Annotated in this window: 15 protein-coding genes and 1 tRNA gene; 14 read left to right on the top strand and 2 right to left on the bottom strand. The window is 70.2% G+C overall.

All coding sequences use genetic code 11. The annotated features are described in order from the left end of the window. Positions 1-237: 237 nt before the first annotated feature. From AC1PME_RS11595 to folE2, 8 genes are all read left to right on the top strand, one after another. A complete protein-coding gene (locus tag AC1PME_RS11595; protein WP_481095961.1) occupies positions 238-3,174 on the top strand; it encodes a TonB-dependent receptor in 2,937 nt (978 codons plus the stop codon). Between the two features lie 86 nt (positions 3,175-3,260). Continuing rightward, on the top strand, positions 3,261-5,198 hold the full coding sequence (locus AC1PME_RS11590; protein ID WP_481095960.1) for a sialate O-acetylesterase: 1,938 nt from the start codon (positions 3,261-3,263) through the stop codon (positions 5,196-5,198). A 17-nt stretch (positions 5,199-5,215) separates the two neighbouring features. After that, positions 5,216-6,907: a DUF5597 domain-containing protein gene (locus tag AC1PME_RS11585; RefSeq protein WP_481095959.1), complete on the top strand. Its 1,692-nt coding sequence runs from the start codon at positions 5,216-5,218 to the stop codon at positions 6,905-6,907. 53 nt (positions 6,908-6,960) lie between these two features. Continuing rightward, positions 6,961-9,849 (top strand): TIM-barrel domain-containing protein, encoded by a 2,889-nt coding sequence (locus AC1PME_RS11580; protein ID WP_481095958.1) that lies wholly within the window; start codon positions 6,961-6,963, stop codon positions 9,847-9,849. A gap of 712 nt (positions 9,850-10,561) precedes the next feature. Continuing rightward, a complete protein-coding gene (gene xylB / locus AC1PME_RS11575; protein ID WP_481095957.1) occupies positions 10,562-12,055 on the top strand; it encodes a xylulokinase in 1,494 nt (497 codons plus the stop codon). A gap of 34 nt (positions 12,056-12,089) precedes the next feature. Beyond that, entirely contained in the window at positions 12,090-13,430 is a 1,341-nt protein-coding gene (xylA, locus tag AC1PME_RS11570; protein WP_481095956.1) for a xylose isomerase, read from the top strand. Between the two features lie 88 nt (positions 13,431-13,518). Next, entirely contained in the window at positions 13,519-14,946 is a 1,428-nt protein-coding gene (locus AC1PME_RS11565) for a sugar porter family MFS transporter (RefSeq protein WP_481095955.1), read from the top strand. Positions 14,947-15,485: 539 nt separating this feature from the next. After that, positions 15,486-16,415 (top strand): GTP cyclohydrolase FolE2, encoded by a 930-nt coding sequence (folE2, locus tag AC1PME_RS11560; RefSeq protein ID WP_481095954.1) that lies wholly within the window; start codon positions 15,486-15,488, stop codon positions 16,413-16,415. Positions 16,416-16,680: 265 nt separating this feature from the next. Here the strand turns inward: folE2 and AC1PME_RS11555 are convergent. Then, positions 16,681-16,755, bottom strand: a tRNA-Glu gene (locus AC1PME_RS11555). Positions 16,756-16,785: 30 nt separating this feature from the next. Between AC1PME_RS11555 and pcnB the strand changes: the two genes are divergently transcribed. From pcnB to pgi, 6 genes are all read left to right on the top strand, one after another. Next, entirely contained in the window at positions 16,786-18,204 is a 1,419-nt protein-coding gene (gene pcnB / locus AC1PME_RS11550) for a polynucleotide adenylyltransferase PcnB (RefSeq protein WP_307552968.1), read from the top strand. Next, positions 18,201-18,710, top strand: a complete 510-nt coding sequence (folK, locus tag AC1PME_RS11545; protein WP_481095953.1) for a 2-amino-4-hydroxy-6-hydroxymethyldihydropteridine diphosphokinase — start codon at positions 18,201-18,203, stop codon at positions 18,708-18,710. Before pcnB ends, folK begins: the two co-directional genes overlap by 4 nt. Before the next feature lie 31 nt (positions 18,711-18,741). Continuing rightward, positions 18,742-19,560 (top strand): 3-methyl-2-oxobutanoate hydroxymethyltransferase, encoded by an 819-nt coding sequence (gene panB / locus AC1PME_RS11540; RefSeq protein ID WP_307550758.1) that lies wholly within the window; start codon positions 18,742-18,744, stop codon positions 19,558-19,560. Further along, positions 19,557-20,396, top strand: a complete 840-nt coding sequence (gene panC / locus AC1PME_RS11535; RefSeq protein WP_481095952.1) for a pantoate--beta-alanine ligase — start codon at positions 19,557-19,559, stop codon at positions 20,394-20,396. The genes panB and panC overlap by 4 nt, the downstream gene beginning before the upstream one ends. A 176-nt stretch (positions 20,397-20,572) precedes the next feature. Then, positions 20,573-20,953 carry an aspartate 1-decarboxylase gene (gene panD / locus AC1PME_RS11530; protein ID WP_160946600.1) on the top strand — a complete coding sequence of 127 codons (381 nt, stop codon included), beginning with the start codon at positions 20,573-20,575 and terminating at the stop codon, positions 20,951-20,953. Then, a complete protein-coding gene (gene pgi / locus AC1PME_RS11525) occupies positions 20,950-22,464 on the top strand; it encodes a glucose-6-phosphate isomerase (protein WP_481095951.1) in 1,515 nt (504 codons plus the stop codon). The genes panD and pgi overlap by 4 nt, the downstream gene beginning before the upstream one ends. A 63-nt stretch (positions 22,465-22,527) precedes the next feature. Here the strand turns inward: pgi and AC1PME_RS11520 are convergent, their stop codons facing one another. Then, positions 22,528-24,492, bottom strand: coding sequence for a PhoX family protein (locus AC1PME_RS11520; RefSeq protein WP_481095950.1), 1,965 nt, complete (start codon positions 24,490-24,492; stop codon positions 22,528-22,530). Positions 24,493-24,831: the final 339 nt, after the last annotated feature.

Genomic DNA, 24,831 nt, shown 5'->3' with positions numbered 1-24,831 from the left:
CTGTGGTACGCATCCCGCTAGTCTGGAATCGCATAGCTCGGCGTGAAACTTTCATTTGCTTCACGCAAACCGCATTTCTAGTCTCGGCCGATCGCGATAGCGACCGGCCTGCCGATCTGCGCAGCGGCGCAGTCCGATACGGCGGCGGCTGAGACCGAGGCCGTCACAACTCGCAGGACGGCGCCGTTGGCGACCGTCGCCCGTGTCCGTGTGCATGTTCCTGGGAGGGAAAACAGCATGGCATCGCAGCATCCCCGTGGTCCGGCCTGGCCGACCGCAGCGTCACGCCGTCCCCGCGTTTTGCCGCGCTCCCTCATCGCGTTGAGCATCGGCCTGCTGCTCGGCGCGCAGGCGTCGGCACAGGAGGCGGCGCCCGCGGCCGCATCGCCTGCCGCCCGGCAGAAAGACGACCCCGTGACCCAGCTCGACGCGGTCCAGGTCCAGGGCGTGCGCGGCAGCCTGATCAAGTCGCAGTCGATCAAGCACGATGCCGAGCAGATCGTCGATTCGGTCAGTGCCGAGGACATCGGCGCGCTGCCGGACCGCAGCGTCACCGAGACCCTGCAGCGGGTCAGTGGCGTGACCATCGACCACTTCATGGCGCGCAACGATCCGGACCACTTCTCGGCCGAAGGCAGCGGGGTGATGATCCGCGGCATGACCCAGGTGCGCGGCGAACTCAACGGCCGCGACAGCTTCAGCGCCGCCAGCGGGCGCGGGCTCAGTTTCGAGGACGTGCCGGCCGAACTGATGGCCGGCGTGGACGTGTACAAGAACCCGTCGGCCGAGATCATCGAAGGCGGCCTCGGCGGCACGGTCAACCTGCGCACGCGCATGCCGTTCGACCAGCCCGGCCGGGTGATCGGTTTCACCGCCGACGCCAACTACGGCGATCTGAGCAAGACCTACAAGCCCTCGGGCTCGTTCCTGTTCAGCGATCGCTGGAACACCGGGCTGGGCGAGATGGGGCTCATGCTCGATGTCGCGAACTCCGAGCTGGCCACACGCAGCGACGGCATCCAGGTCGAGCCGTTCGTGCGCCGCACCGATCCTGCGCTGCTGGCCGGCACCACGTTCGACAAGGTCTACGTACCGGGCGGGGTGAACTGGCGGCAGATGGATTTCGAGCGCAAGCGCAAGGGCGTGGCGGCGGCGTTCCAGTGGCGCCCCAGCGATGCCACCGACCTCTATGTGCAGTACCTGCGTTCGTCCTACGACATGAACTGGCGCGACCGCGCCGCGTTCTTCAACGACGACACCAACGCCATCGTGCCGGCGCCGGGCACCACCTTCACCTACGACAGTGAAGGCCGCTTCGTCAGCGGCTCGCCGGTGTCCACCTCCTGGCGCGGCAACGTCACCGGCAACGACGGCGTGCGCTTCTACACCGACAACCGCTACGCCCAGCAGAGCGCCACCACGTCCGACCTGTCCGGCGGCTTCACCCATCGCCTGACCGACCGGCTGACCGTGCGCGGCGACATGCAGTTGGTGCGCTCGCAGAGCGACGTGCTGGATTTCACCCTGTTCAGTTCGATCTACCTGCCTGGCCTGAACGTGGATCTTGGCGGCCGTTACCCGGCCGTGACCCTGGCCGACCCCGGCTACACCACCGACCCCGCCAACTACTTCTGGAGCGCGGCGATGGACCACCTGGCGAAGAATCGCGGCCGCGAGCTGGCCACGCGCTTCGACCTGGAATACAGCTACGACGACAACCCGTGGCTGCGCACCTTCCGCGCCGGCATCCGCGCCACCGACCGCACCCAGACCAACAAGAACTCCGGCTACAACTGGGGCGTGATCAGCGACAACTGGGCCACCATCCCCGGGACCAGCACCGGCCTGGCCGACCTGGCCAGCTTCATGACCGCTTCGTCGTCGCTGTACAGCTACTCGAACCTGTTCCGCGGCAAGGTGAACGTGCCGACGCAACTGGTCTTCCCGCGCAACAGCGCGGTCAAGGACTACGCCGGCACCTCGGCGCTGATCGAGCAGATCGTCGCGCTGCGCGGTTATGGCTGGGCACCGGACCAGTACCAGTTGCAGGACACCAACCGCCAGTTCGAGCGCACCCAGGCCGCGTACATGGTGATGTACTTCGGCAACGACGAGGCGCTGGGCGTGCCGGTGGACGGCAACATCGGCGTGCGCGTGGTGCAGACCAGGACCGAGGCGGCCGGCTACGGCCAGTATCCCGATCTGTCCGCCACCTCGGCCCCGGACGCGCTCAAGGCCCAGTACAACGGGCAGTACTTCCCGAACAACGCGCGTGGCCGCTACACCGACGTGCTGCCGAGCCTCAATGTGCGCTTCAAGTTCTCCGATGCGCTGCAGCTGCGCCTGGCCGCCTCCAAGGCGATGGCGCGGCCCGACTACACCCAGTTGCAGCCCTACCTGCTGCTGGCCACGACCCTCAACGACGACGGCACGCCGAAGGAATGGACCGGCACCGCCGGCAACCCCAACCTCAAGCCGATGAAGGCCGACCAGTACGATGCCGCGCTGGAGTGGTACTTCGACAGCAGCGACATGATGTACCTGACGCTGTTCTACAAGAGCGTCAAGGACTACTTCTCCAACCAGACCGTCACCGAGAACTACGGCGGCCAGGATTTCCTGGTCACGCGCCCGTACAACATGGACAAGGGCCGCATCCGCGGCTTCGAGTACGGCTACACCCAGTTCTTCGATTCGCTGCCGGGCTGGATGAGCGGCTTGGGCGTCAATGCCAACTTCACCTTCGTCGACAGCAGCGGCGGCGTGAACACGGCCACCGATCCGTACACCAAGACCACCGTGACCGGCGTGGCGTTGCCGCTGGAAGGCCTGTCGCGGCGCAGCTACAACCTCGCCGGCATCTACGAGAAGGGGCCGCTGTCGGTGCGCCTGGCCTACAACTGGCGCTCGCGCTACCTGCTCACCGCCAGCGACGTGGCGACCAAGCTGCCGACCTGGTCGGACGACTACGGCCAGCTCGACGGCTCGGTGTTCTACCGGTTCACGCCGCACCTGCAGTTGGGCATCCAGGCCAACAACCTCACCAATTCGGTGACCAAGGTGCTGATGGGGCCGACCTCCTACAGCGACGGCGAAGTCGACCCGCGCCTGTACACGCGCAGCTGGTTCGTCAACGACCGCCGCTACTCGCTGGTGTTGCGCGCCAACTGGTAGGCGCCACGCCGCGTCCGGCACCCGGTCCGCTTGCGGCGAGGCAGGCGGACCGCGTACCGGCCCTTCCCCCGACGCAGGATCCGCTCATGGCCGTTCCCTTGTTCCCCACCGTTCGCCGCCTGGCCCTGCTGGCCCTGGCGAGTGCGTCCTGGCCGGCCGCGGCCGCGCTGGAATTGCCCTTGCTGTTCGACGACGGCGCGGTGCTGCAGCGCGATGCGCCGATTCCGCTGTGGGGCTGGGCCACGCCCGGCGCGCGCATCCAGGCGTGCCTGGACGGGGCCAGCGCCAGCGCGGTCGCCGGTGCCGACGGCCGTTGGCAGTTGCAGTTGCCGGCGCATGCGGCCGGTGGCCCGTACGTGCTGGAGGTGCAGGGCGACGGCAGCCGGCGCCGCATCGGCGACGTGCTGATCGGCGACGTGTGGCTGGCCAGCGGCCAGTCCAACATGGAGTGGCCGCTGGCGCAGGCGCGCGACGGCGCGCGCGAGGTGGCGGCGGCGACCGATCCGCAGTTGCGCAATTTCAAGGTGCCCAAGGCCTGGGCGGCGCAGCCGCAGCCGCGTCTGCCGGGGGGCAATTGGGTCGCGGCGACGCCGGCCACCGCCGGCGCGTTCTCGGCGGTGGCGTATTTCTTCGCGCGCGACCTGCGCCAGCACACCGGGGTGCCGATCGGCATCATCGACAGCAGCTGGGGCGGCAGCGCGATCGAGGCGTGGATGGACGCGGCCTCGCCCGGCGTGGACGCGGCGCAGCTGCGCACGCGCATCGCGCAGATGCAGGCCAAGGACGCGCAGGACCTGGGCGAGACCCGGCGGCGCCTGGCGCGCTGGCCGCAGCCGGCCGCAGCGGAGGCGGATGCAGGCTGGGCCGCCGCCGATCTGGACGACCGCGACTGGGACCGCCAGCCGCTGCCGGGGCTGTGGGAGCAGCACGGCTATGTCGGCATGGACGGCGTCGCCTGGTACCGCAGCAGCTTCACCTTGAGCGCGGCCGAAGCCAAGGCCGGCGCGGTCCTGGGCATCGGGCCGGCCGACGATGCCGACACCACCTATGTCAACGGCGTGGAAGTCGGCCAGACCGAAGGGCGCTACACCGAGCCGCGCCGCTACCGCGTGCCGCCGTCGGCATTGCGTGCCGGGGCCAACCACATCGCGATCCGGATCGTGGATACCGGCGGCTTCGGCGGCATTTCCGGCGATGCGGCAGCGTTCTTCGTGCAGCCCGACGGTGGCCAGCCGCGCGCGCTGGCCGGCGACTGGCGGTTCCGCCCGGGCAAGGTCACGCTGGCCGCCAACGACGACAAGAACCAGGTCCCGACGCTGCTGTACAACGCGATGATCCATCCCTTGCAGTCGTTCCCGGTCAAGGGCGTGATCTGGTACCAGGGCGAGAGCAACGCCTACCCATACGGCGCGCTGCGCTACCGCGAGCAGTTCGCCTCGTTGATCGGGCGCTGGCGGCAGGAGCGTGGACAGCCGCAACTGCCGTTCCTGTGGGTGCAACTGGCCAACTGGAAGGCCGGCAACGACCAGGGCGACCTCAGCCCGTGGGCGCAGTTGCGCGAATCGCAGACCAGGACGCTGGCGCTGCCGGCGACCGGGCAGGCGGTGACCATCGACATCGGCATGCCGGACAACATCCATCCGACCAACAAGCAGGACGTGGGGCATCGCCTGGCGCTGGTCGCGCGGCACGTGGCCTATGGCGACACGCTGGTCTACAGCGCGCCGGTGTTCGCGCGTGCCACGTTCGCCGACGGCCAGGCGCGGGTGGTGTTCGACATGATGGGCAGCAATCTGGCGGTCCGCGGCGGCGGCGATACGCTGCGCGGTTTCGCCCTGGCCGGTGCCGATCGTCGTTTCCACCCGGCGCAGGCGCGCATCGAGGGCGACCAGGTGGTGGTCCGCAGCGCCGAGGTGCCGCAGCCGCAGGCGCTGCGCTACGCCTGGAGCGAGAACCCCGAGGATGCCAACCTGGTCAACCGCGAACAGTTGCCGGTGGGCCCGTTCCGCACCGACAGCTGGTGAGGCAGGGCACGCGCCGCATGCGAGGAATCGGGTCTCCGCCACGCGCGTCGCGCCGCCGCTGGCGGCTGCCGTGCCTGCTGCCGCTGCTGCTGGCCGCCTGCCAGGCTGCGCCGGATGCGCCGCCGGCTCCGGCGCGCGCGGGCGCCGCTAACGCCGCGCCCTCGGCGCCGGTAGGGGCGCCGATCCCGCGCCTGGTCAGCAGCGACGGCCGCCACGCGCTGCTGGTCGACGGCGCGCCGTTCCTGATCCTGGGCGCGCAGGTCAACAACTCCAGCAACTATCCGGCGGCGCTGGCGCAGGTGTGGCCGGCGATCCGCGCGCTGGGGCCGAACACGGTGCAGGTGCCGATCGCCTGGGAGCAGGTGGAGTCGGAAGAAGGCCGTTTCGATTTCTCCTTCGTCGACACTCTGTTGGCGCAGGCGCGCACGCAGCGGGTGCGGCTGGTGCTGCTGTGGTTCGGCACCTGGAAGAACAACGGTCCCAACTACGCGCCGCACTGGGTCAAGACCGACGATGCGCGCTTTCCGCGCGTGGTCGCCCGCGACGGGCGGCGCCTGGGTTCACTGTCGCCGCTGGCGCCGGCCACGCTGGAGGCCGACCGCACCGCCTTCGTCGCGCTGATGCGGCATCTGCGCCAGACCGACCCGCAGCGCACCGTGATCCTGGTGCAGGCGGAGAACGAACCGGGCACCTACGGCAGCGTGCGCGACTTCTCGCCGATGGCGCAGCGCGTGTTCGACGGCCCGGTGCCGCCGGCCCTGCTGCAGCGGCTCGGCAAGCCGCCGGGCAGCTGGGCGCAGGTGTTCGGCGCCGATGCCGACGAGATCTTCCACGCCTGGCACATCGCGCGCTTCATCGACCGCCTCGCCGAGGCCGGCAAGGCCGCGTATCCCTTGCCGATCTACGTCAACGCGGCGCTGCGCGGCCCGTTCAATCCCGGCCAGCCGGGGCAGTACGCCAGCGGCGGCCCCACCGACAACGTGCTGGACGTCTGGAAGGCGGCGGCGCCGCACATCGACCTGCTGGCGCCGGACATCTACATGCCCGAGTACCCGCTGTACACCACGGTGCTGCAGCGCTACGCGCGAGCGGACAACGCGCTGTTCGTCGCCGAGACCGGCAACCGCCCCGAGTACGCGCGCTACCTGTATCCGGCGCTGGGCCACGACGGCATCGGCTGGTCGACCTTCGGCATCGACTACAGCGGCTACTCCAACTATCCGCTCGGCGCCAAGCGGGTGGACGCGCAGGCGCTGGCGCCGTTCGCGCTGGGCTACCGCGCGGTGGGCATGGGCATGCGCGTGTTCGCCAAGGCCGCCGCCGCGGGCAAGTTGCACGGTACCGCCGAGGCGCCGGGGCAGGCGGTGCAGGAGCTGCCGCTCAACGCGCGCTGGCGCGCCACCGTCACCTATGGCGTGCCGCAGTTCTGGTTCCAGGGCGAGCCGCCCGGCAATCCCACGCCGATCGGCGCGGCGCTGATCGCCGAGCTCGGTCCGGACACCTTCCTGGTCACCGCCCAGCACGCGCGGGTGACCCTGCATCCGGCCAGCGCGGCGACCGCCAACATGCTCTACGACCGGGTCGAGGAGGGCGTGTACGACGGCGAGCACTGGCAATTCCGGCGCAACTGGAACGGCGACCAGACCGATTACGGGTTGAATTTCTCCGACGTACCGCAGTTGCTGCGCGTCACGCTGGCGACCTACTGATGACGCGTCGGCGCCTGTGGCGCCGCGCTGCGTGATGATCCAAGGGAGTGAACATGCACAACGCCAACCGTCACCTGCTGCCCTCGTTGCCGCGCCTGTTGCTGCTGTCGCTGTCGCTGTCGCTTGTCGCCGCGTCCGCTGCCGCGCAGCAGGTGACCCGCGATGCCGATGGCGTCACCGTGCATCCCAGCGCCAAGGGCGCAGCGCCGGTGCGCCTGCAGGTGATCGACCGCGGCATCGTCCGGGTCAGCGCCGATCCGACCGGCACGTTCCAGCGCACGCCCAGCCTGATGCGGGTGCCGGTGCAAGGCGACACTGGCTTCGCGCTCGAGCAACACGGTGAGACGGTGGAACTCAGGACCGCCAGGCTGACCGCGCAGGTGTCCACCGTCGATGGCCATGTCGGCTTCGCCGATGCGCACGGCACGCCCTTGCTGGCGGAAGTGGCGGGCGGGCGCAGCTTCGCACCGCTGCAGGTCGAAGGGCGCCACTACCTGAGCGTGCGCCAGCGTTTCGTCTCGCCGCCCGACGAGGCCTTCTATGGGTTCGGGCAGCACCAGCAGGGCTGGATGAACCAGAAAGGCCACGACATCGAGTTGCTGCAGAGCAATCTGGACATGGCGGTGCCGTACCTGGTGTCCAGTCGCAACTATGGCATCCTCTGGGACAACAATGCGATCACCCGCTTCGGCGATCCGCGCGGGCTGCAACCGCTGCCGGCGTCGCTGCGCCTGTACGACGCGCACGGCAAGCCCGGTGCGCTGACCGCGCACTACGCCATCGACGGCAAGCCGGTGCTGGAGCGTCGCGAGCCCGACATCGACTATCAGTACATCAAGGACCTGGCGACGTTTCCCGCGGCCGCCAAGCCCGGCGACAAGCGCCGCGTCCAGGTGCGCTGGGAAGGCCAGGTCGAGGCCGCGCGCGGCGGCACGCACACCTTCTCGCTGTATGCCAGCGAGTACGCCAGGCTGTGGGTCGACGGCAAACTGCTGATCGACCGCTGGCGGCAGAACTGGAATCCCTGGCATCACGAGTTCGCGCTGCAGCTCCAGCCCGGCCAGCGGCATACCCTCAAGGTCGAGTGGGACCTGATCGACCCCAGCTACATCGCGCTGCTGCATCGCGATCCGCTGCCGGCGGCCGAGGCCGGCGACCTGTCGTTGTGGTCCGAAGCGGGGCAGATGATCGACTACTACGTGGTCGCCGGCGACAACGCCGACCAGGTCATCGCCGGCTACCGGCAACTGACCGGCAAGGCGGTGCTGCTGCCGAAGTGGGCCTACGGTTTCTGGCAGAGCCGCGAGCGCTACAAGACCCAGGACGAACTGCTCGGCGCACTGGCCGAGTACCGCCGGCGCCAGTTGCCGATCGACAACATCGTGCTCGACTGGTCGTACTGGCCGGAGAACGCCTGGGGCTCGCACGACTTCGACCGCAGCCGGTTTCCCGACCCGGACGGCATGGTCAAGGCGGTGCACGCCAGCCACGCGCAACTGATGATCTCGGTCTGGCCGAAGTTCTACCCGACCACCGCCCACTACAAGGAACTGGACGCGGCCGGGCACATCTACCGGCGCAATGTCGCCGTGGGCGAACTGGACTGGATCGGCAAGGGCTACACCAACGCGTTCTACGATCCGTACGCGGCCGACGCGCAGGCGATCTACTGGCGGCAGATCGACGAAAAACTCAACCGCAAGGGCATCGATGCCTGGTGGCTGGATGCCGACGAGCCCGACGTGCACTCCAACCTGGACATCGCCGAGCGCAAGGCGCGCACCACGCCGACCGCGCTGGGACCGTCCACCGAATTCTTCAATGCCTACCCGTTGCCGCATACCCACGGCGTCTATGCCGGCGATCGTGCCGCCGACGGCAAGCGCGTGTTCATCCTGTCGCGCAAGGGCTACGCCGGCGTCCAGCGCAACGCGGTAGCGGTGTGGAGCGGCGACATCGCCTCGCGCTGGGAGGACATGCGCGAGCAGATCTCCGCCGGCGTCAACCTGTCGATGTCGGGCCTGCCGAACTGGACCTTCGACATCGGCGGCTTCGCAGTGGAGAAGCGCTACGAGACCCAGGACCCGGCGCACCTGCCGGAATGGCGCGAACTCAATACACGCTGGTTCCAGTTCGGCGCGTTCGTGCCGCTGTTCCGCTCGCACGGCCAGTTCCCGTACCGCGAGATCTGGAACATCGCGCCGGAGGGTACGCCGTACTACGCCAGCATGACGTACTACAGCCGCCTGCGCTACGCGCTGCTGCCGTACATCTACACGCTCGCCGGCGACACCTATCACCGCGACGGGGTGATCCTGCGCGGCCTGCCGATGGACTTCCCACACGATCCCAAGGTCGCCGACATCGACGACGAGTACCTGTTCGGGCCGGCGTTCCTGGTCGCGCCGGTGACCCGCTTCGGCGCGACCTCGCGCCCGGTATACCTGCCGGCGGGGACCGAGTGGATCGACTTCAACAGTGGCGTGCGCCACGCCGGCGGCCAGACCATCGAGGCGCCCGCGCCGCTGCAGCGCATGCCGCTGTTCGTGCGCGCCGGCGCCATCGTGCCGATGACCCGCGTGCAGCAGTACGTCGACGAAACGCCGGAGGCGCCGCTGACCGTGGTGGTCTACACCGGCGCCGACGGTCGTTTCTCGCTGTACGAGGACGACGGCACCGGCTACGGCTACGAGAAGGGCGAATTCAGCCGCATTCCGCTGCAGTGGGACCAGGCGCGGGGCGTGCTGCGCATCGGCGCCCGCGAAGGCCGTTGGCCGGGCATGCAGGAACGGCGCGCTATCCACGTGCGCTTCGTCGACGGCCCGCGCAAGGACGCCGGTGCACTGGAACCCGAGGCGGACGCCAGCGTGGAGTACCGCGGCCAGCCCTTGCAGGTGCCACGCAAGGGCAGCGCCCATGCCGCCGTGGTAGGGGCGGGATGAGCCTAGCGCGACGCGCGCGCGGCGGCGTCCACCCCGGTTGCCGCATGCTGGCGATCGTGGCGTGCTGCGTGGGTTGGCGATGCAACGAAGCGCATGCGCGACCGCAACCGCGTCATCGCTGCGAGCGCAGAGAAGCAGGGAGCTGCGGCGCATTCAGCCCCTCTCCCACCGGGAGAGGGGTTGGGGTGAGGGGACGGCGCGAAGCGCTGGCGCCCTCAACCAGCACAGGCCCTTACCGCGCGCAGGCTCTGCCCGCACCCTCATCCGCCCCTGCGGGGCACCTTCTCCCGGTGGGAGAAGGGATGCACTGGTCGACCGTGCTCCGGCGCACTATGCGCACGCTTTGCGCATGTGCTTTGCGCAGTGCATCAAAACGGTGGCGTGTGTGGATCCGCTCGGCACGCATGTGCGGCCAGCTCCGCGCTGCGCACAGCGCGTGCGATCTGCACATGCACGGCGGCCAATCCCGGCGGGACGGCGCGTTGCTACCGTCTTCGCGCGCTATGTTTGACTGCAGGCAAACGGCGTCCGCCGTACAACTGCAGCGCCGCGCGTGCGGCGCTGGCCGGCTGCGAGAACGGCCAGCATCATGCGCGGCGGAGCAACGCGCACAAGCGCACTACACTCCGTCCCTGGCGCGCTGCCCGGTGCGCCGATCTTTTCCTGGAGCGACGATGGACCTGGCGGTACGCACGATGTGGCGGGTAGGGCAATGAGTCTGTACATCGGCCTGGACGTGGGCACGCAGAGCGTCAAGTTGCTCGCCTACGATGCCGGCAGCCGGCAGGTGGTGGCCACCCACGGCCATGCGCTGGAGTTGATCAGCCGCGACGACGGCACCCGCGAGCAGCAGGCGCAGTGGTGGATCGACGGCATCGTCGCCTGCTTCGCCGCATTGAGCGCCGCGCAGCGGGCGCAGGTGCGGGCGATCGCGGTGTCCGGGCAGCAGCACGGCTTCGTGCCGCTGGACGCGCAGGGCCAGGTCACCGCGCCGGTCAAGCTGTGGTGCGACACCAGCACCCAACGCGAGTGCGAGGAGATCATGGATGCGGTCGGCGGCGCGCAGCGCTGCGTGGAACTGGCCGGCAACCCGATCCTGGCCGGCTACACCGCTTCCAAGCTGCCGTGGACGCGCAAGCATCGCCCCGAGGCCTATGCCGCGATGACCTCGGTGCTGCTGCCGCACGACTACGTCAATTTCTGGCTCACCGGCGAGCGCTACACCGAGGTCGGCGATGCCTCCGGCAGCGGTTGGCTGGATGTGCGCACCCGGCAGTGGTCGGCGCCGCTGCTGCAGGCGATCGACCCGCAGCGCGACCTGGCCGCGGCGTTGCCGCCGCTGGTGCCGACCGAGACCAGCTTCGCCCTGTCCGCCGCGGCGGCGCAGACGCTGGGCCTGCCGCGCGAGGTGCGCGTGGCCACCGGCGGCGGCGACAACATGATGGCCGCGATCGGTACCGGCAACGTGGTGCCCGGGCGGCTGAGCATGAGCCTGGGCACCTCGGGCACGCTGTTCGCCTATGCCGAGCGCCCGGTGGTGGACGCACAGGCGCGCTGGGCCGCGTTCTGCTCTTCCAGCGGCGGCTGGTTGCCGCTGATCTGCACGATGAACTGCACCGTCGCCACCGAGACCATCGCGCGCCTGTTCGGCATCCGGACCGGGCAAGGCGAAGAGTTGCTCGCCGCCACCGAACCCGGCGCCGGCGGGCTGGTGCTGCTGCCGTTCTTCAACGGCGAGCGCACACCGGACCTGCCGGCCGCGCGCGGCTGCCTGACCGGCATGGACCTGCACAACACCACGCCGGCGCACTTCTATCGTGCGGCGATGGAAGGGGCCAGCTACAGCCTGCGCAACGGCTTCGACGCCTTCGTCGACGCCGGCCTGCAGTTCGATGCCATCTCCCTCACCGGCGGCGGCAGCAACAGCGCCGGCTGGCGCCAGCTCATCGCCGACCTGTTCGGGTTGCCGGTGCACGTGCCGGCGCAGGCCGAGGGCGCGGCGTTCGGCGCCGCGCTGCAGGCGCTGTGGGCCGATGGCTGGGCGCAGGGCGAGCGCGCCAGCCTGGCCGAGGTGGTGCTGCGGCACCAGCAGGACGACCCGGCGCGGTCCGCGCAGCCGGATGCGCAGCGCGGCGCGCAGTACCAGGCGCACTACCAGAGCTTCCGCCGGCATCTGCAGGCCATCGGCCCGCTGTACGCCGCGTGATTCCCTTTCCCCCGCAACGCACCAGGACTTCGTGATGAGCACTTCCGTCTACACCGGCGCCAAGGAATACTTCCCGGGCATCGGCCGCATTCCGTTCGAAGGCAAGGCCTCGGACAATCCGCTGGCGTTCAAGGTCTACGACGCCGGCAAGCGTATCGGCGACAAGACCATGGCCGAGCACCTGCGCTTCGCCGTGGCCTATTGGCACAGCTTCTGCGGCAACGGCGCCGATCCGTTCGGCCCGGGCACGCGCGCCTATCCCTGGGACGCCGGCAGCGATGCGCTGGGCATGGCCGAGGCCAAGGCCGATGCCGCGTTCGAGTTCTTCACCAAGCTCGGTGTGCCGTACTACTGCTTCCACGACGTGGACCTGGCGCCGGACGCCGAGGACATCGGCCAGTACGAAAAGAACCTCAAGCACATGGTCGGCATCGCCAAGCAGCGCCAGGCCGACACCGGGGTCAAGCTGCTGTGGGGCACCGCCAACCTGTTCTCGCACCCGCGCTACATGAACGGCGCGGCGACCAACCCGGACTTCGACGTGGTCGCGCGCGCGGCGGTGCAGGTCAAGGCCGCGCTGGAGGCGACCGTGGAACTGGGCGGCGAGAACTACGTGTTCTGGGGCGGCCGCGAGGGCTACGCCTGCCTGCACAACACGCAGATGCGGCGCGAGCAGGAGCACCTGGCGCGGTTCCTGGCCCTGGCCCGCGACTACGGGCGCAGCATCGGCTTCAAGGGCAACTTCCTGATCGAGCCAAAGCCGATGGAGCCGATGAAGCACCAGTACGACTTCGACAGCGCCACCGTGGTCGGCTTCCTGCGCCAGCACGGCCTGGACCAGGACTTCAAGCTCAACATCGAGGCCAACCACGCCACGTTGTCCGGGCACAGCTTCGAGCACGACCTGCAGGTGGCCAGCGACGCCGGCCTGCTCGGCAGCATCGACGCCAACCGCGGCAACCCGCAGAACGGCTGGGACACCGACCAGTTCCCGGTCGACCTGTACGACACCGTGGGCGCGATGCTGGTGGTGCTGCGGCAGGGCGGGCTGGCCCCGGGCGGGCTCAACTTCGACGCCAAGGTGCGCCGCGAGTCGTCCGATCCGCAGGACCTGTTCATCGCCCACATCGGCGGCATGGACGCGTTCGCGCGCGGCCTGGAAGTGGCCCATGCGCTGCTCACCGCCTCGCCGCTGGAGCAATGGCGCCGCGAGCGCTACGCCAGCTTCGACAGCGGCGCCGGTGCGGCCTTCGCCACCGGCAAGAGCACGCTGGCGGATTTGGTCGCGCACGCCGCGCAGGCCGGCGAGCCGACCCAGCGCAGCGGCCGCCAGGAAGCCTACGAGAACCTGATCAACCAGTACCTGCTGCGCTGAAACCGATGCGCGGCGGCGCGCTTGCCGTCGTCGCGCACGCGCTTTCTGCCCGCCGGCCGTCTCCCCTTGCACGCCACCAGGTGAACCCATGTCCAGTGTTCCGATCGATCGCCACGCCGACGCCGGCGAGAACACCCGCCTCATCATCCTGATCAGCTGCGTCGCCACCATCGGCGGCTTCCTGTTCGGCTTCGACAGCGGCGTCATCAACGGCACCGTGGACGGCCTCAAGGAGACCTTCCAGTCCAGTTCCGCCGGCACCGGCTTCGAGGTCGCCTCGATGCTGCTGGGCTGTGCGGTCGGCGCGTTCCTGGCCGGCTCGCTGGCCGATCGCTGGGGCCGGCGCACGGTGCTGATCGTGTCGGCGGCGCTGTTCCTGGTGTCGGCACTGGGCGCCGGCGCGGCGCACAACTCGGGGGTGTTCGTGCTGGCGCGGATGATGGGCGGTTTCGCGGTGGGCGCGGCCAGCGTGATGTCGCCGGCCTACATCGCCGAGGTCGCCTCGGCGCGCTACCGCGGGCGCCTGGCCACGGTGCAGCAGATCGCCATCATCGGCGGCCTGTTCTGCGCCTTCCTCAGCAACTACCTGCTGGCCAAGGCCGCCGGCACCTCCACCGAGGCGCTGTGGCTCGGGCAGCCGGCCTGGCGCTGGATGTTCTGGATGCAGGCGCTGCCGTCGGCGGCGTTCCTGATGCTGTTGCTGGCGATTCCCGAGAGCCCGCGCTTCCTGGTGGTGAAGGGCCGCCGCGAGCAGGCGCTGGCAGTGCTGACCCGGCTGTACGGCGCGCGCGCGGCACAGACCAAGCTGACCGAGATTTCCGCCTCGCTGTCGGCCGACCAGCACAAGCCGCGCCTGTCCGACCTGGTCAGCCAGGTCACCGGCAAGATCCGCCCGATCGTGTGGATCGGCATCGGCCTGGCCACCTTCCAGCAACTGGTCGGCATCAACGTGGTGTTCTACTACGGCGCGGTGCTGTGGCAGGCGGTGGGGTTCTCCGAAAGCGACGCGCTGCTGACCAACGTGCTGTCCGGTGCGCTGAGCATCGGCGCCTGCCTGATCACCGTGGTGCTGATCGACCGGGTCGGGCGCAAGCCGCTGTTGTGGATCGGCTCGGCCGGCATGGCGGTATCGCTGGCGCTGGTGACCTTCGCGTTCGCCAGCGCCTCGCTGGATGCGGCCGGCAAGCTGGCGCTGTCGCCGGGCATGGGGCGGCTGGCGCTGATCGCGGCCAACGTCTACGTGATCTTCTTCAACATGTCCTGGGGCCCGGTGATGTGGGTGATGCTGGGCGAGATGTTCCCCAACCAGATCCGCGGCTCCGGGTTGGCGGTGGCCGGCGCGGCGCAGTGGATGTCCAACTTCGCCATCACCGTGACCTTCCCGATCCTGCTCGGCAGCATCGGCCTGGCCGGCGCCTACGGCATCTACACCGTGGCCGCGTTCCTGTCGGTGTTCTTCGTGCTGCGCTACGTCTACGAGACCAAGGGCAAGGAACTGGAGCAGATGCAGGGCTGAGGCGGAGGCCGGCGCGCGCAGGGCGCACCGGCATCGTCGGATGCGGCGTGGCGCGGCGCGCGCGCGCCGTGCCCGGCGCACTGCCATTGCAGGTCGCGGCTGGAGGCGAGCATGTCCACGCTGCCCCAACTGGACACGACGTCCCCGCCAGGGCCGGCACGGGGCCGTCGCGATACAGGCTGTCGTCGCCGAGCAGCACGTCGTAGCTGCCGCACTCAGTTCTGGCACAGCAGACACGGCCGGGCTGAAGAAGGCCACCGGGCTGTCGCCGGCCTGCGGCACGCGGGCGAGCGCGCCGGCCTAGGTCGGCGTCGCCGCACTGCCGCCGCGTAGACGTCGCCGCTGATCTCGGCCCCCACCGTCGTGCGCTCTGCAGGACGTGGGCGCTGCTGTCGTCGGGGCCGTTGAAGCTGACATCGGGCACCGCACGCGTGCCGTGGAGTGGCGATGGCTCGATATGTTACTTTATAACAATTGAAGCTTTTCCCACCGCCTTCTCCTCGCTCCTTTGCCGCCTTGCCCATCCGATGAACCTGCCGATGCCCCCGCCGTTGCCCGATGTCGCCACCGATGAACCCTCGCAGATCGCCGCCCCGCTGAACTGGGTCGGCATGGACGGTATCGCGTTGCCGCTGTGCCTGGAGGCGGGGGAGGGTGGGATGCCGGCAGCGGTGCCGGCGCAGGCCGCGCTCGCCGTGGACCTGCCGTCGGCGCAGGTCAAGGGCATCCACATGTCGCGGCTGTACCGCCTCCTCGACGACTGCGCGCAGCAGCCGCTGTCGCCGTCGCGGCTGTCGCAGTTGCTGCGGGCGATGGTGCACAGCCACGCCGACTGCGCCTCGACCGCGGCACGGGTGTCGCTGCGCCTGGAACTGCTGCGCCGCAGTCCGGCGCTGCGCAGTCCGGGCCTGGCCGGATGGCGGGCGTATCCGCTGCGGATCGACGCCGAGCTGCGCGGCGACGTGGTCCGCCTGGGGCTTGGCGTGGATCTGCTGTACTCCTCGACCTGTCCCTGCTCGGCGGCGTTGGCACGGCAACTGCTCAGCGAGGCCTTCGTGCAGCAGCACCCGGACGAGGCGTGGCTGCCGCGCGAGGCGGTCGCGGACTGGTTGCTCCAGCACGGCAGCCACGCCACCCCGCATAGCCAGCGCAGCGTCGCCTCGATCCGGATCGGCGTGTCGGCACGCGCAGTGCGTTTCGACCCGGAGGGCGTGATCGCGCTGGCCGAGCAGGCCCTGGCCACGCCGGTGCAGGCGGCGGTGCGGCGCGCCGACGAACAGGCGTTCGCGCGCCGCAACGGCGAGAACCTGATGTACGTGGAGGACGCCGCACGGCGCCTGCAGCAGGCGCTGGGCGCGCGCTACGCCGAGGTGCGCGTGCAGGTGCGGCATCTGGAGAGCCTGCACGCGCACGATGCGGTGGCGGAGACCGCGTCGGCGGCCGGTGCATTGGCCGAGGCCGCCCACTGAGATCCGACGCCAGGCGGCTGCCTGCCGTCGGCCGAACGACTCGGCCCGCGGCGACGGCCTGACGGGCCGCGACCATCCGGGCAGCCTGGCGGCCACGGACTTTTGTGGGGGTAAGGGGGCAAGCCCGCGGCGCATCACATCCGGGGCGGCCGGTACCTGCGCCCCTTGTGCCGACCCACCGTCGCTTGCCTTGCGGGTCCCCAGAACGCAGAAAACCCCGCCAGGGCGGGGTTTTTGCGGTGTTGCGCTGCAGGCGAGGCGAGGATGGCGCTCCCTAGGGGACTCGAACCCCTGTTTTAGCCTTGAGAGGGCCACGTCCTAACCACTAGACGAAGGGAGCGTTTGGTCGCGTCGATTGCAGCGCGCTAGTATATGGGTCTCGCCGCCCTTCGGCAATCCCGCAACCCGATACGGAAGCGCCATCATCAATCCGCCAGTTCCATCGCCATTCACCCTGCGCGCGATCCCGCGCGATCAGCATCCCATCTCGCGCAAGGACATCAGCCCCAACGCCCTGCGCGTGCTGTACCGGCTGCGCGAGGCCGGCTTCGGCGCGTACCTGGTCGGCGGCGCGGTCCGCGACCTGCTGGTCCAGGTCCAGCCCAAGGACTTCGACGTCGCCACCGACGCCACCCCCGAGCAGGTCAAGCAGTTGTTCCGCAACTGCCGCCTGATCGGCCGCCGCTTCCGCTTGGCGCACGTGGTCTACGGCCGCGAGATCATCGAGGTCGCCACCTTCCGCGCCAACGTCGACGACGGCAGCGGCGACCGCGAGCTGGACAACGGCCGCCTGGTCCGCGACAACGTCTACGGCAGCATCGAGGACGACGCGGTGCGCCGCGACTTCACCTGCAACGCCTTGTACTACGCCATCGAGGATTTCTCGGTGCGCGACTACACCGGCGGCTTCGAGGACGTGCAGGCGCGGCTGATGAAGCTGATCGGCGACCCCGAGCAGCGCTACCGCGAGGACCCGGTGCGCATGCTGCGCGCGGTGCGCCTGGCGGCCAAGCTCGATTTCGAGATCGAGGCCGGCACCGCCGAGCCGATCCCGCGCCTGGCCGGGCTGCTGGCCGAGGCCGCGCCGGCGCGGCTGTTCGAGGAAGTGCTCAAGCTGTTCCTGTCCGGCCACGGCGTGGCCAGCTTCGAGGGCCTGGAACGGCACGGGCTGCTCGCCGCGCTGTTCCCGGAGAGCGCGGCGGCGCTGCGCTCCAACCGCAGCGGTGCGCTGCGGCGGATGCTGATCGAGGGCCTGCGCAACACCGATACCCGCGTCGCCAACGACGAACCGGTGTCGCCGGCGTTCCTGTTCGCGCTGCTGCTGTGGCCGGCCTACTGCCGCGCGCTGATGACCCTGCAGAAGCAGGGCATGCAGATGGAGGAGGCGCAACGCCGCGCCGCCGACCGGGTGACCCTGCACCAGTTGAGCACCGTGGCGCTGCCGCGGCGCTTCTCGCTGCCGATGCAGGAGATCTGGCTGCTGCAGTCGCGCTTCAGCTCGCGCCAGCGCAAGCGGGTGATGCGCACGCTGTCGCATCCGCGCTTCCGCGCCGCGTTCGATTTCCTGATCGTGCGCCAGTCCGCCTCGGACGAGCATGCGGCCGACATCGCCTACTGGCGCGAGCTGCAGCAGCAGCCCGGCTACGCGCCGCCGCCGCGCGGCTTCGATCCGGAGGTGGACTACGCCGGCGACGAGCTGGCGTTCGCGCCGCCGGCCGACAGCGAAGAGACCCCCAAGCGCCGCCGGCGCCGGCGCCGCCGTCCGGACGCCGCCAGCCCCGTCGAGTGAGCGCCGCGACCCAGGCGCCGGTCCAGGCCTGCATCGGCCTGGGCGGCAACCTCGGCGACGCCCAGGCGACCCTGCGCGCGGCCCTGGCCGCGCTCGACACCTTGCCGCAAACCCGCCTGCTGCGCGCCTCGCAGCTGTACCGCAGCCCGGCCTGGGGCCGCGAGGACCAGCCGGACTTCATCAACGCCGCGGCGCTGGTGGCCACCACGCTGCCGGCGTCGGACCTGCTGCAGGCGCTGCTGGACCTGGAAAGCCGCCACGGCCGCCAGCGCCTGCCCGGCGAGCGCTGGGGCCCGCGCACCCTGGACCTGGACCTGCTGCTGTACGCGCAGGACGTGATCGACCTGCCCGGGTTGCAGGTGCCGCACCCGTTCCTGCACCAGCGCGGCTTCGTGCTGCTGCCGCTGGCCGAGATCGCCGCCGAGGCGGCGATCCCGGGGCATGGAACGGTGCGTGACGCACGCGACCGCATCGAAACCGGCGGGATCGTGCCAATCGGTAGATAATGCTCGGCTCATTACCGCAGCACATGAGCTTATGAGCAGCCACGCCGACAGCAAGCCCTGGACCGTTCCCGCCCTGGCCGAGGCCAAGCGCCGCCAGCAGAAGCTGGTGATGCTGACCGCCTACGACGCCGGCTTCGCGCGGACCTTCGACGCCAACGGCGTGGACCTGATCCTGATCGGCGATTCGCTGGGCATGGTGGTGCAGGGCCACGACTCGACCCTGCCGGTGAGCGTGGACGACATCGTCTACCACACCGCCGCGGTGGCGCGGGTGCTGCAGCGGGCGCTGCTGGTGGCCGACCTGCCGTTCCAGTCCGACGCCACCCCGGAGCGGGCCCTGGACGCGTCGACCCGGCTACTGCAGGCCGGGGCGGAGATGGTCAAGCTGGAGGGCGCCGGGCACAAGCTGGAGGTGATCCGCTTCCTCAGCGAGCGCGACATCCCGGTGTGCTCGCACCTGGGCCTGACCCCGCAGTCGGTGCTGACCTTCGGCGGCTACAAGATCCAGGGCCGCGAAGACGCCGCCGCGGCCAAGTTGCTCGCCGACGCCAAGGCGGTCGCCGCCGCCGGCGCCGCGCTGCTGGTGCTGGAATGCGTGCCGTCGCCGCTGGCCGCGCGGATCACCGCCGAGATCGCCATCCCCACCATCGGCATCGGCGCCGGCCCCGGCTGCGACGGCCAGGTGCTGGTGATGCACGACTTCCTCGGCCTGGACAGCGGCCACCGCCGCCCGCGCTTCGTCAAGGACTTCCTGGCCGAGGGCGGCTCCATCGCCGGCGCCGCCCGCGCCTATGCCGACGCGGTGCGCGCCGGCACCTTCCCCGACGCCGAACACGCCTACGCCAAATGATCGAGACCATCACCGACCTGGCGCGGCTGCGCGCCGTCGTCACCGGCTGGAAGCGCCAGGGCCTGCGCGTGGCCTTCGTGCCGACCATGGGCAACCTGCATGCCGGGCATTTCTCGCTGGTGATGCTGGCCCGGCAATACGCCGACCGCGTGGTCTCCAGCGTCTTCGTCAATCCGACCCAGTTTGGCCCGAACGAGGACTTCACCCGCTATCCGCGCACGCCCGAGGCCGACACCAGCGGCCTGGAAGGCGCCGGCTGCGACGTGCTGTGGCTGCCGACGGTGGAAAGCATGTATCCGCTGGGCGTGGAGCTGGCGCTGCGCATGCACACGCCCGGCGTCAGCGAAGTGCTGGAAGGCGCCTGCCGGCCCGGCCATTTCGACGGCGTGTGCACCGTGGTCGCGCGCCTGTTCAACCAGGTGCAGCCGGACCTGGCCGCGTTCGGCAAGAAGGATTACCAGCAGCTGGCGGTGATCCGGCAGATGGTCGCCGACCTGGCGTTCCCGATCGAGATCCTGGGCGGCAGCATCGTGCGCGAGGCCGACGGCCTGGCGATGAGTTCGCGCAACCAGTACCTGTCGGCCGAGGAGCGGCCGCGCGCGGCGCAGATCCACCGCACCCTGCGGGCGATGCGCGAGGCCCACCTGGCCGGGCGCCCGCGCACGGAGGTGGAGGCGGCGGCGACCGCGCAACTGCAGGCGGCCGGCTTCGAGGTCGACTACAGCGTGCTGCGTCGGCCCGACCTGAGCGAGCCGCAGGACGACACCGGCCCGCGCGTGGCGCTGATCGCCGCGCGCCTGGGGCGGACCCGGCTGATCGACAACCTGGAATTCTGAGCGGGGCAGGCCACGGTTGCCGTCGTGGGAGCCGCTTCGGCCGCGACCTGGGCTTGCCGTAGGCCCGTCGCGGCCGAAGCGCTCCGACGGTGCGGGGGGCGAGGCGGCCCGGCCACCACCGCCACCTAACCCTCGGCTGCTAAACTGCGCGTCTTTCCTGACCGCAGTCCCGTCCCATGCAACTGAGCCTGTTGAAGACCAAGATCCACCGCGCCACCGTCACCCATTCCGAGCTGAATTACGAAGGCTCGATCGCCATCGACGGGCTGCTGCTGGAGGCGACCGGCATCCGCGAGTTCGAGCAGGTGCACATCTGGGACGTGACCAACGGCGCGCGTTTCAGCACCTACGCGATCCGCGCCGACGAGGGCAGCGGCATCATCTCGCTCAACGGCGGCGCCGCGCGCCACGTGCAGGTCGGCGACCTGATCATCATCGCCGCCTTCGCCGGCATGAGCGAAGAGGAAGCCGCGCGCTTCCAGCCGACCCTGGTCTACGTGGACGGCAACAACAAGATCACCCACACCAACCACAGCATCCCAAAGCAGGCCGCATGACACAGTCCACCGGTTTCGACGCACTGCATTCCCACGCCCAGCGCTTGCGCGGGGCGCGCCTTCCCGACCTGCTGGCGGCCGAACCCGGCCGTGCCGAGACGTTGGCGCTGCAGGTCGGACCGCTGTACTTCAATTTCGCGCGGCAGAAGTACGACCACGCCGCGCTCGACGCGCTGCTCGCGCTGGCCGCCGACCACGACCTGGCCGGCGCCTTCCAGCGCCTGTTCCGCGGCGAGAAGGTCAATGTCACCGAGGACCGCGCCGCGCTGCACACCGCGCTGCGCGGCGACCTCACCGGCGCGCCGGTGGCCAGCCAGGCCCACGCCAGCGCGCGCGAGGTGCAGCAGCGCATGCGTGCGCTGATCGACGCGCTGGCGCAGACCGAGGTCACCGACATCGTCAGCGTCGGCATCGGCGGTTCCGATCTCGGCCCGCGCCTGGTCGCCGATGCCCTGCGGCCGGTCGACGGCGCCCGCTTCCGCGTGCATTTCGTCTCCAACGTGGACGGCGCGGCGATGCAGCGCACCCTGGCCACGCTGGACCCGGCGCGCACCGCCGGCGTGCTGATCTCCAAGACCTTCGGCACCCAGGAGACCCTGCTCAACGGCCAGATCCTGCGCGACTGGCTGGGCGGCAGCGAGCGCCTGTACGCGGTCAGCGCCAACCCCGAACGCGCCGCCAAAGCTTTCGACATCGCCGCCGGCCGCGTGCTGCCGATGTGGGACTGGGTCGGCGGCCGCTACTCGCTGTGGTCGGCGGTGGGCTTCCCGATCGCCCTGGCGATCGGCGCCGACGCCTTCGAACAGCTGCTCGAGGGCGCCGCGCAGTTCGACGCGCACGTCCTGAGCGCGCCGCTGGAGCGCAACGTGGCCGTCCTGCACGGGCTGACCACGCTGTGGAACCGCAACCTGCTCGGCTACGCGACGCAGGCGGTGATGACCTACGACCAGCGCCTGGCGCTGCTGCCGGCCTACCTGCAGCAACTGGTGATGGAGAGCCTGGGCAAGCGCGTGCGCCTGGACGGCAGCCCGGTCGAGGCCGACACCGTGCCGGTGTGGTGGGGCGGCGCCGGCACCGACGTGCAGCACAGCTTCTTCCAGGCGCTGCACCAGGGCACCAGCATCGTGCCGGCCGACTTCATCGGCTGCATCCGCAACGACGACCCGTACACCGTCAACCACCAGGCGCTGCTGGCCAACCTGCTGGCGCAGACCGAGGCGCTGGCGAACGGGCAGGGCAGCGACGATCCGGCCCGCGACTACCCGGGCGGCCGCCCGAGCACGCTGATCCTGCTCGACGCGCTGACCCCGCAGGCGCTGGGCGCGCTGATCGCGATGTACGAGCACAGCGTGTACGTGCAGTCGGTGGTCTGGGGCATCAATGCCTTCGACCAGTTCGGCGTGGAGCTGGGCAAGCACCTGGCCAGCCAGCTGTTGCCGGCGCTGCAGGGCCAGTCCACCGAGATCGCCGACCCGGTGACGCGGGCGGTGCTGGCGCGGTTGCAGGGCTGAGTGTGCCTCCGGTCGCGCGAGCCCAAGCGGCTCGCGCGATCCGTCGGGGTGCCGCGCGCTGCCCTATGCGTCGTCCAGGCGCAGCCCCACCGGGTCGCCGGTGAGATAGCCCACCGCCGCGCCGTAGCGGTCCTTGTAGTTGGCGCGGATCAGCGGATCCAGCTGCGCCTTGACCTTGTCGTGCAGCGGGCTTTCCCAGTCGCCCGGGTGCTGGAAGTTGCTCATCACGTAGGTCCAGCCATGGATCTCGTCGACCGCATGCAGGCCGGTAGATTCGGCGCCGGCCGGCACCGACAGCAGCCGCGACAGCGTGCCGGTGTCGACGTTGTAGGCCCACAGGAAATTGTTCACGTGCATGGCGCTGTCCTCGCCGATGAACAGCGTGCGCAGGCGTTCGGAGAACTTGATGTTGTCCGGATTGGCGATGCGCTCGGGGTCGGCCAGATTGCCCAGCGGATCGGCGGCCGGCAGGTCGCGGCCGGTCAGCGCGGGCGGCGCGCTCATGGACACCGGCACCCAGTCGCTGCGGATCGGCTGGCCCAGATGGTCGCGCTGGCCGCCGCGCAACGGCAGCGCATAGATCGCGCCGGCGGTCGGGCCTTCCACGCGGATGTCGCCGGAGCCGTCGAGCATGCTGCCCTGGATGTAGGACATCGCCGAGTAGGCGATGCGGTCGCGGGTGTCGACCGTGGTGCCTTCCATCTTGGTGAAGCCCAGGCTGCCGCCGACCAGCGCGGCGTAGCGGTGGGTTTCGAGGAAGGCGGCGGCCCGTTCCATGCCTGGGCGCAGCCGCACCCAGTTGAAGCCGCCGCTGTAGGGAATGCGGGTATAGCCGGGGTCGCCCGGATCGCGCGTGGCCACGTCCATGATGTCGCCGATGCGCAGCACGTCGGCCATCGCTTCGATCTCGTCGCTGCTGGCGCTGCCCAGGCGGATCCAGTCCAGCGTGGCCGCGCCGGGGCCGCTGGCCGAGCGCTGCCGCCACTTCGCCACGTACAGGGTGCCGCTGGACAGGTCGCAGTCGCGGTCGGCGACGAACAGGAACAGGCCGCCGTTGCTGGCGTCGTCGCCCATCAGCACGGTGCGCCGGTCCGGCATCACCTGCACCAGTTCGTGCGAGATGCGGCCCAGGCAGTAGTGCTTGCGGATGCTGCCGCTGCCGTCGGGGTGCACGGTCACTTCCGGCAGGTGCCCGTAGTGATACGGATTGGCGCGCTTGGGATCGCCGTAGAGGTGTTCGCTGAAGCGCTGGAACTGGGTGTTGCCGGCGATGCTGGCGGCGTCCGGTTCGTATTCCTCGCTGGACAGGTGCGTGTTCCAGGGCGAGAGGCTGGCGCCGCAGGTGGTCCACAGGCCATGGACCGCCGAGGTGTCGACGTTGTGGTACTTGACCAGGCGCAGGTGGCCGGTGCGCGGATCCTGATCCAGGGTCAGCACCGCGATCGGCGCCGGCAGCTGGCGGTAGGTGCCGTTGCCTGCGAGATCGCGCGTGGTGTACTCGAACTGCACCACCGCGAACACCGTGTTGCCGCGCACGCCGGGCACGTGCGCATGCGGCAGGGTCAGCAGCGAGGAGCCGTCGGGACAGTCCGAGAAGAACGCGCGTTCGCTGCCGGGGACCGAGCGGTCCAGGATCGGCCGGTTGTGGATGTCGTAGTAGCCGCCGGCCAGCACGGTGCCGCCGGCGCCGTCGGGAACCTGGTCGCCGGTCATGAAGAACGGGCGATAGGCCAGGGCGTAGCGCTGGCGGCTGCCGTCGTGCAGAACCACCTCGACATGCGAGCGCACGCTGGTGCTGGCCATCGCCGCCGGGTCGGCCAGCGACGGCGCCGGCATGCCGTCGAAGCTGACCGCGCGCACGCGCCGCCGCGGCGGGCGGCCAGGTCGCGGCGCAGCGTGGGCCGGCAGACTGGTGGGCGTGCCGCCGCTCGCGAGCGCGGCGGCGGACAGGCTGCCCAGCGGCAGCAGGGAGGTACCGGCCAGCAGGCGCAGGGCACGGCGGCGACCGGAATCGGGAAGATGCGACATCGGGGGGCTCTCCATTACGGGCGGGATACCGGCCACTCCCCCTCTGTGCCGGCCCGGCCCAACCTAGGTGCGCTTGGTGACACGCGTTTGAAATTCGCCACCGGGCGTGTCCAGCCCGTCACACGGCCGCCGCGCCGCGGCCTTGCGCAGTGCGCGGTCCGGTTGATATTGCGCCGCAGCAAACACGGCGGCAGCGGATGGTGCGGCGGCGCGCGGTCGACGACCTGGAGGCGGCCCGCCACAAGCGAAGCCGGTATTCCATCGCTATAGCGTCAGCCGATATCCCGGTGGCATCGCGGCATACCTGTCGGTGCGGTTGACAGGGGCGGGGCGATTCGG

It is taken from the genome of Xanthomonas sp. NCPPB 901, from assembly GCF_056725085.1.
This window is presented reverse-complemented; position numbering and strand designations above follow the sequence as displayed.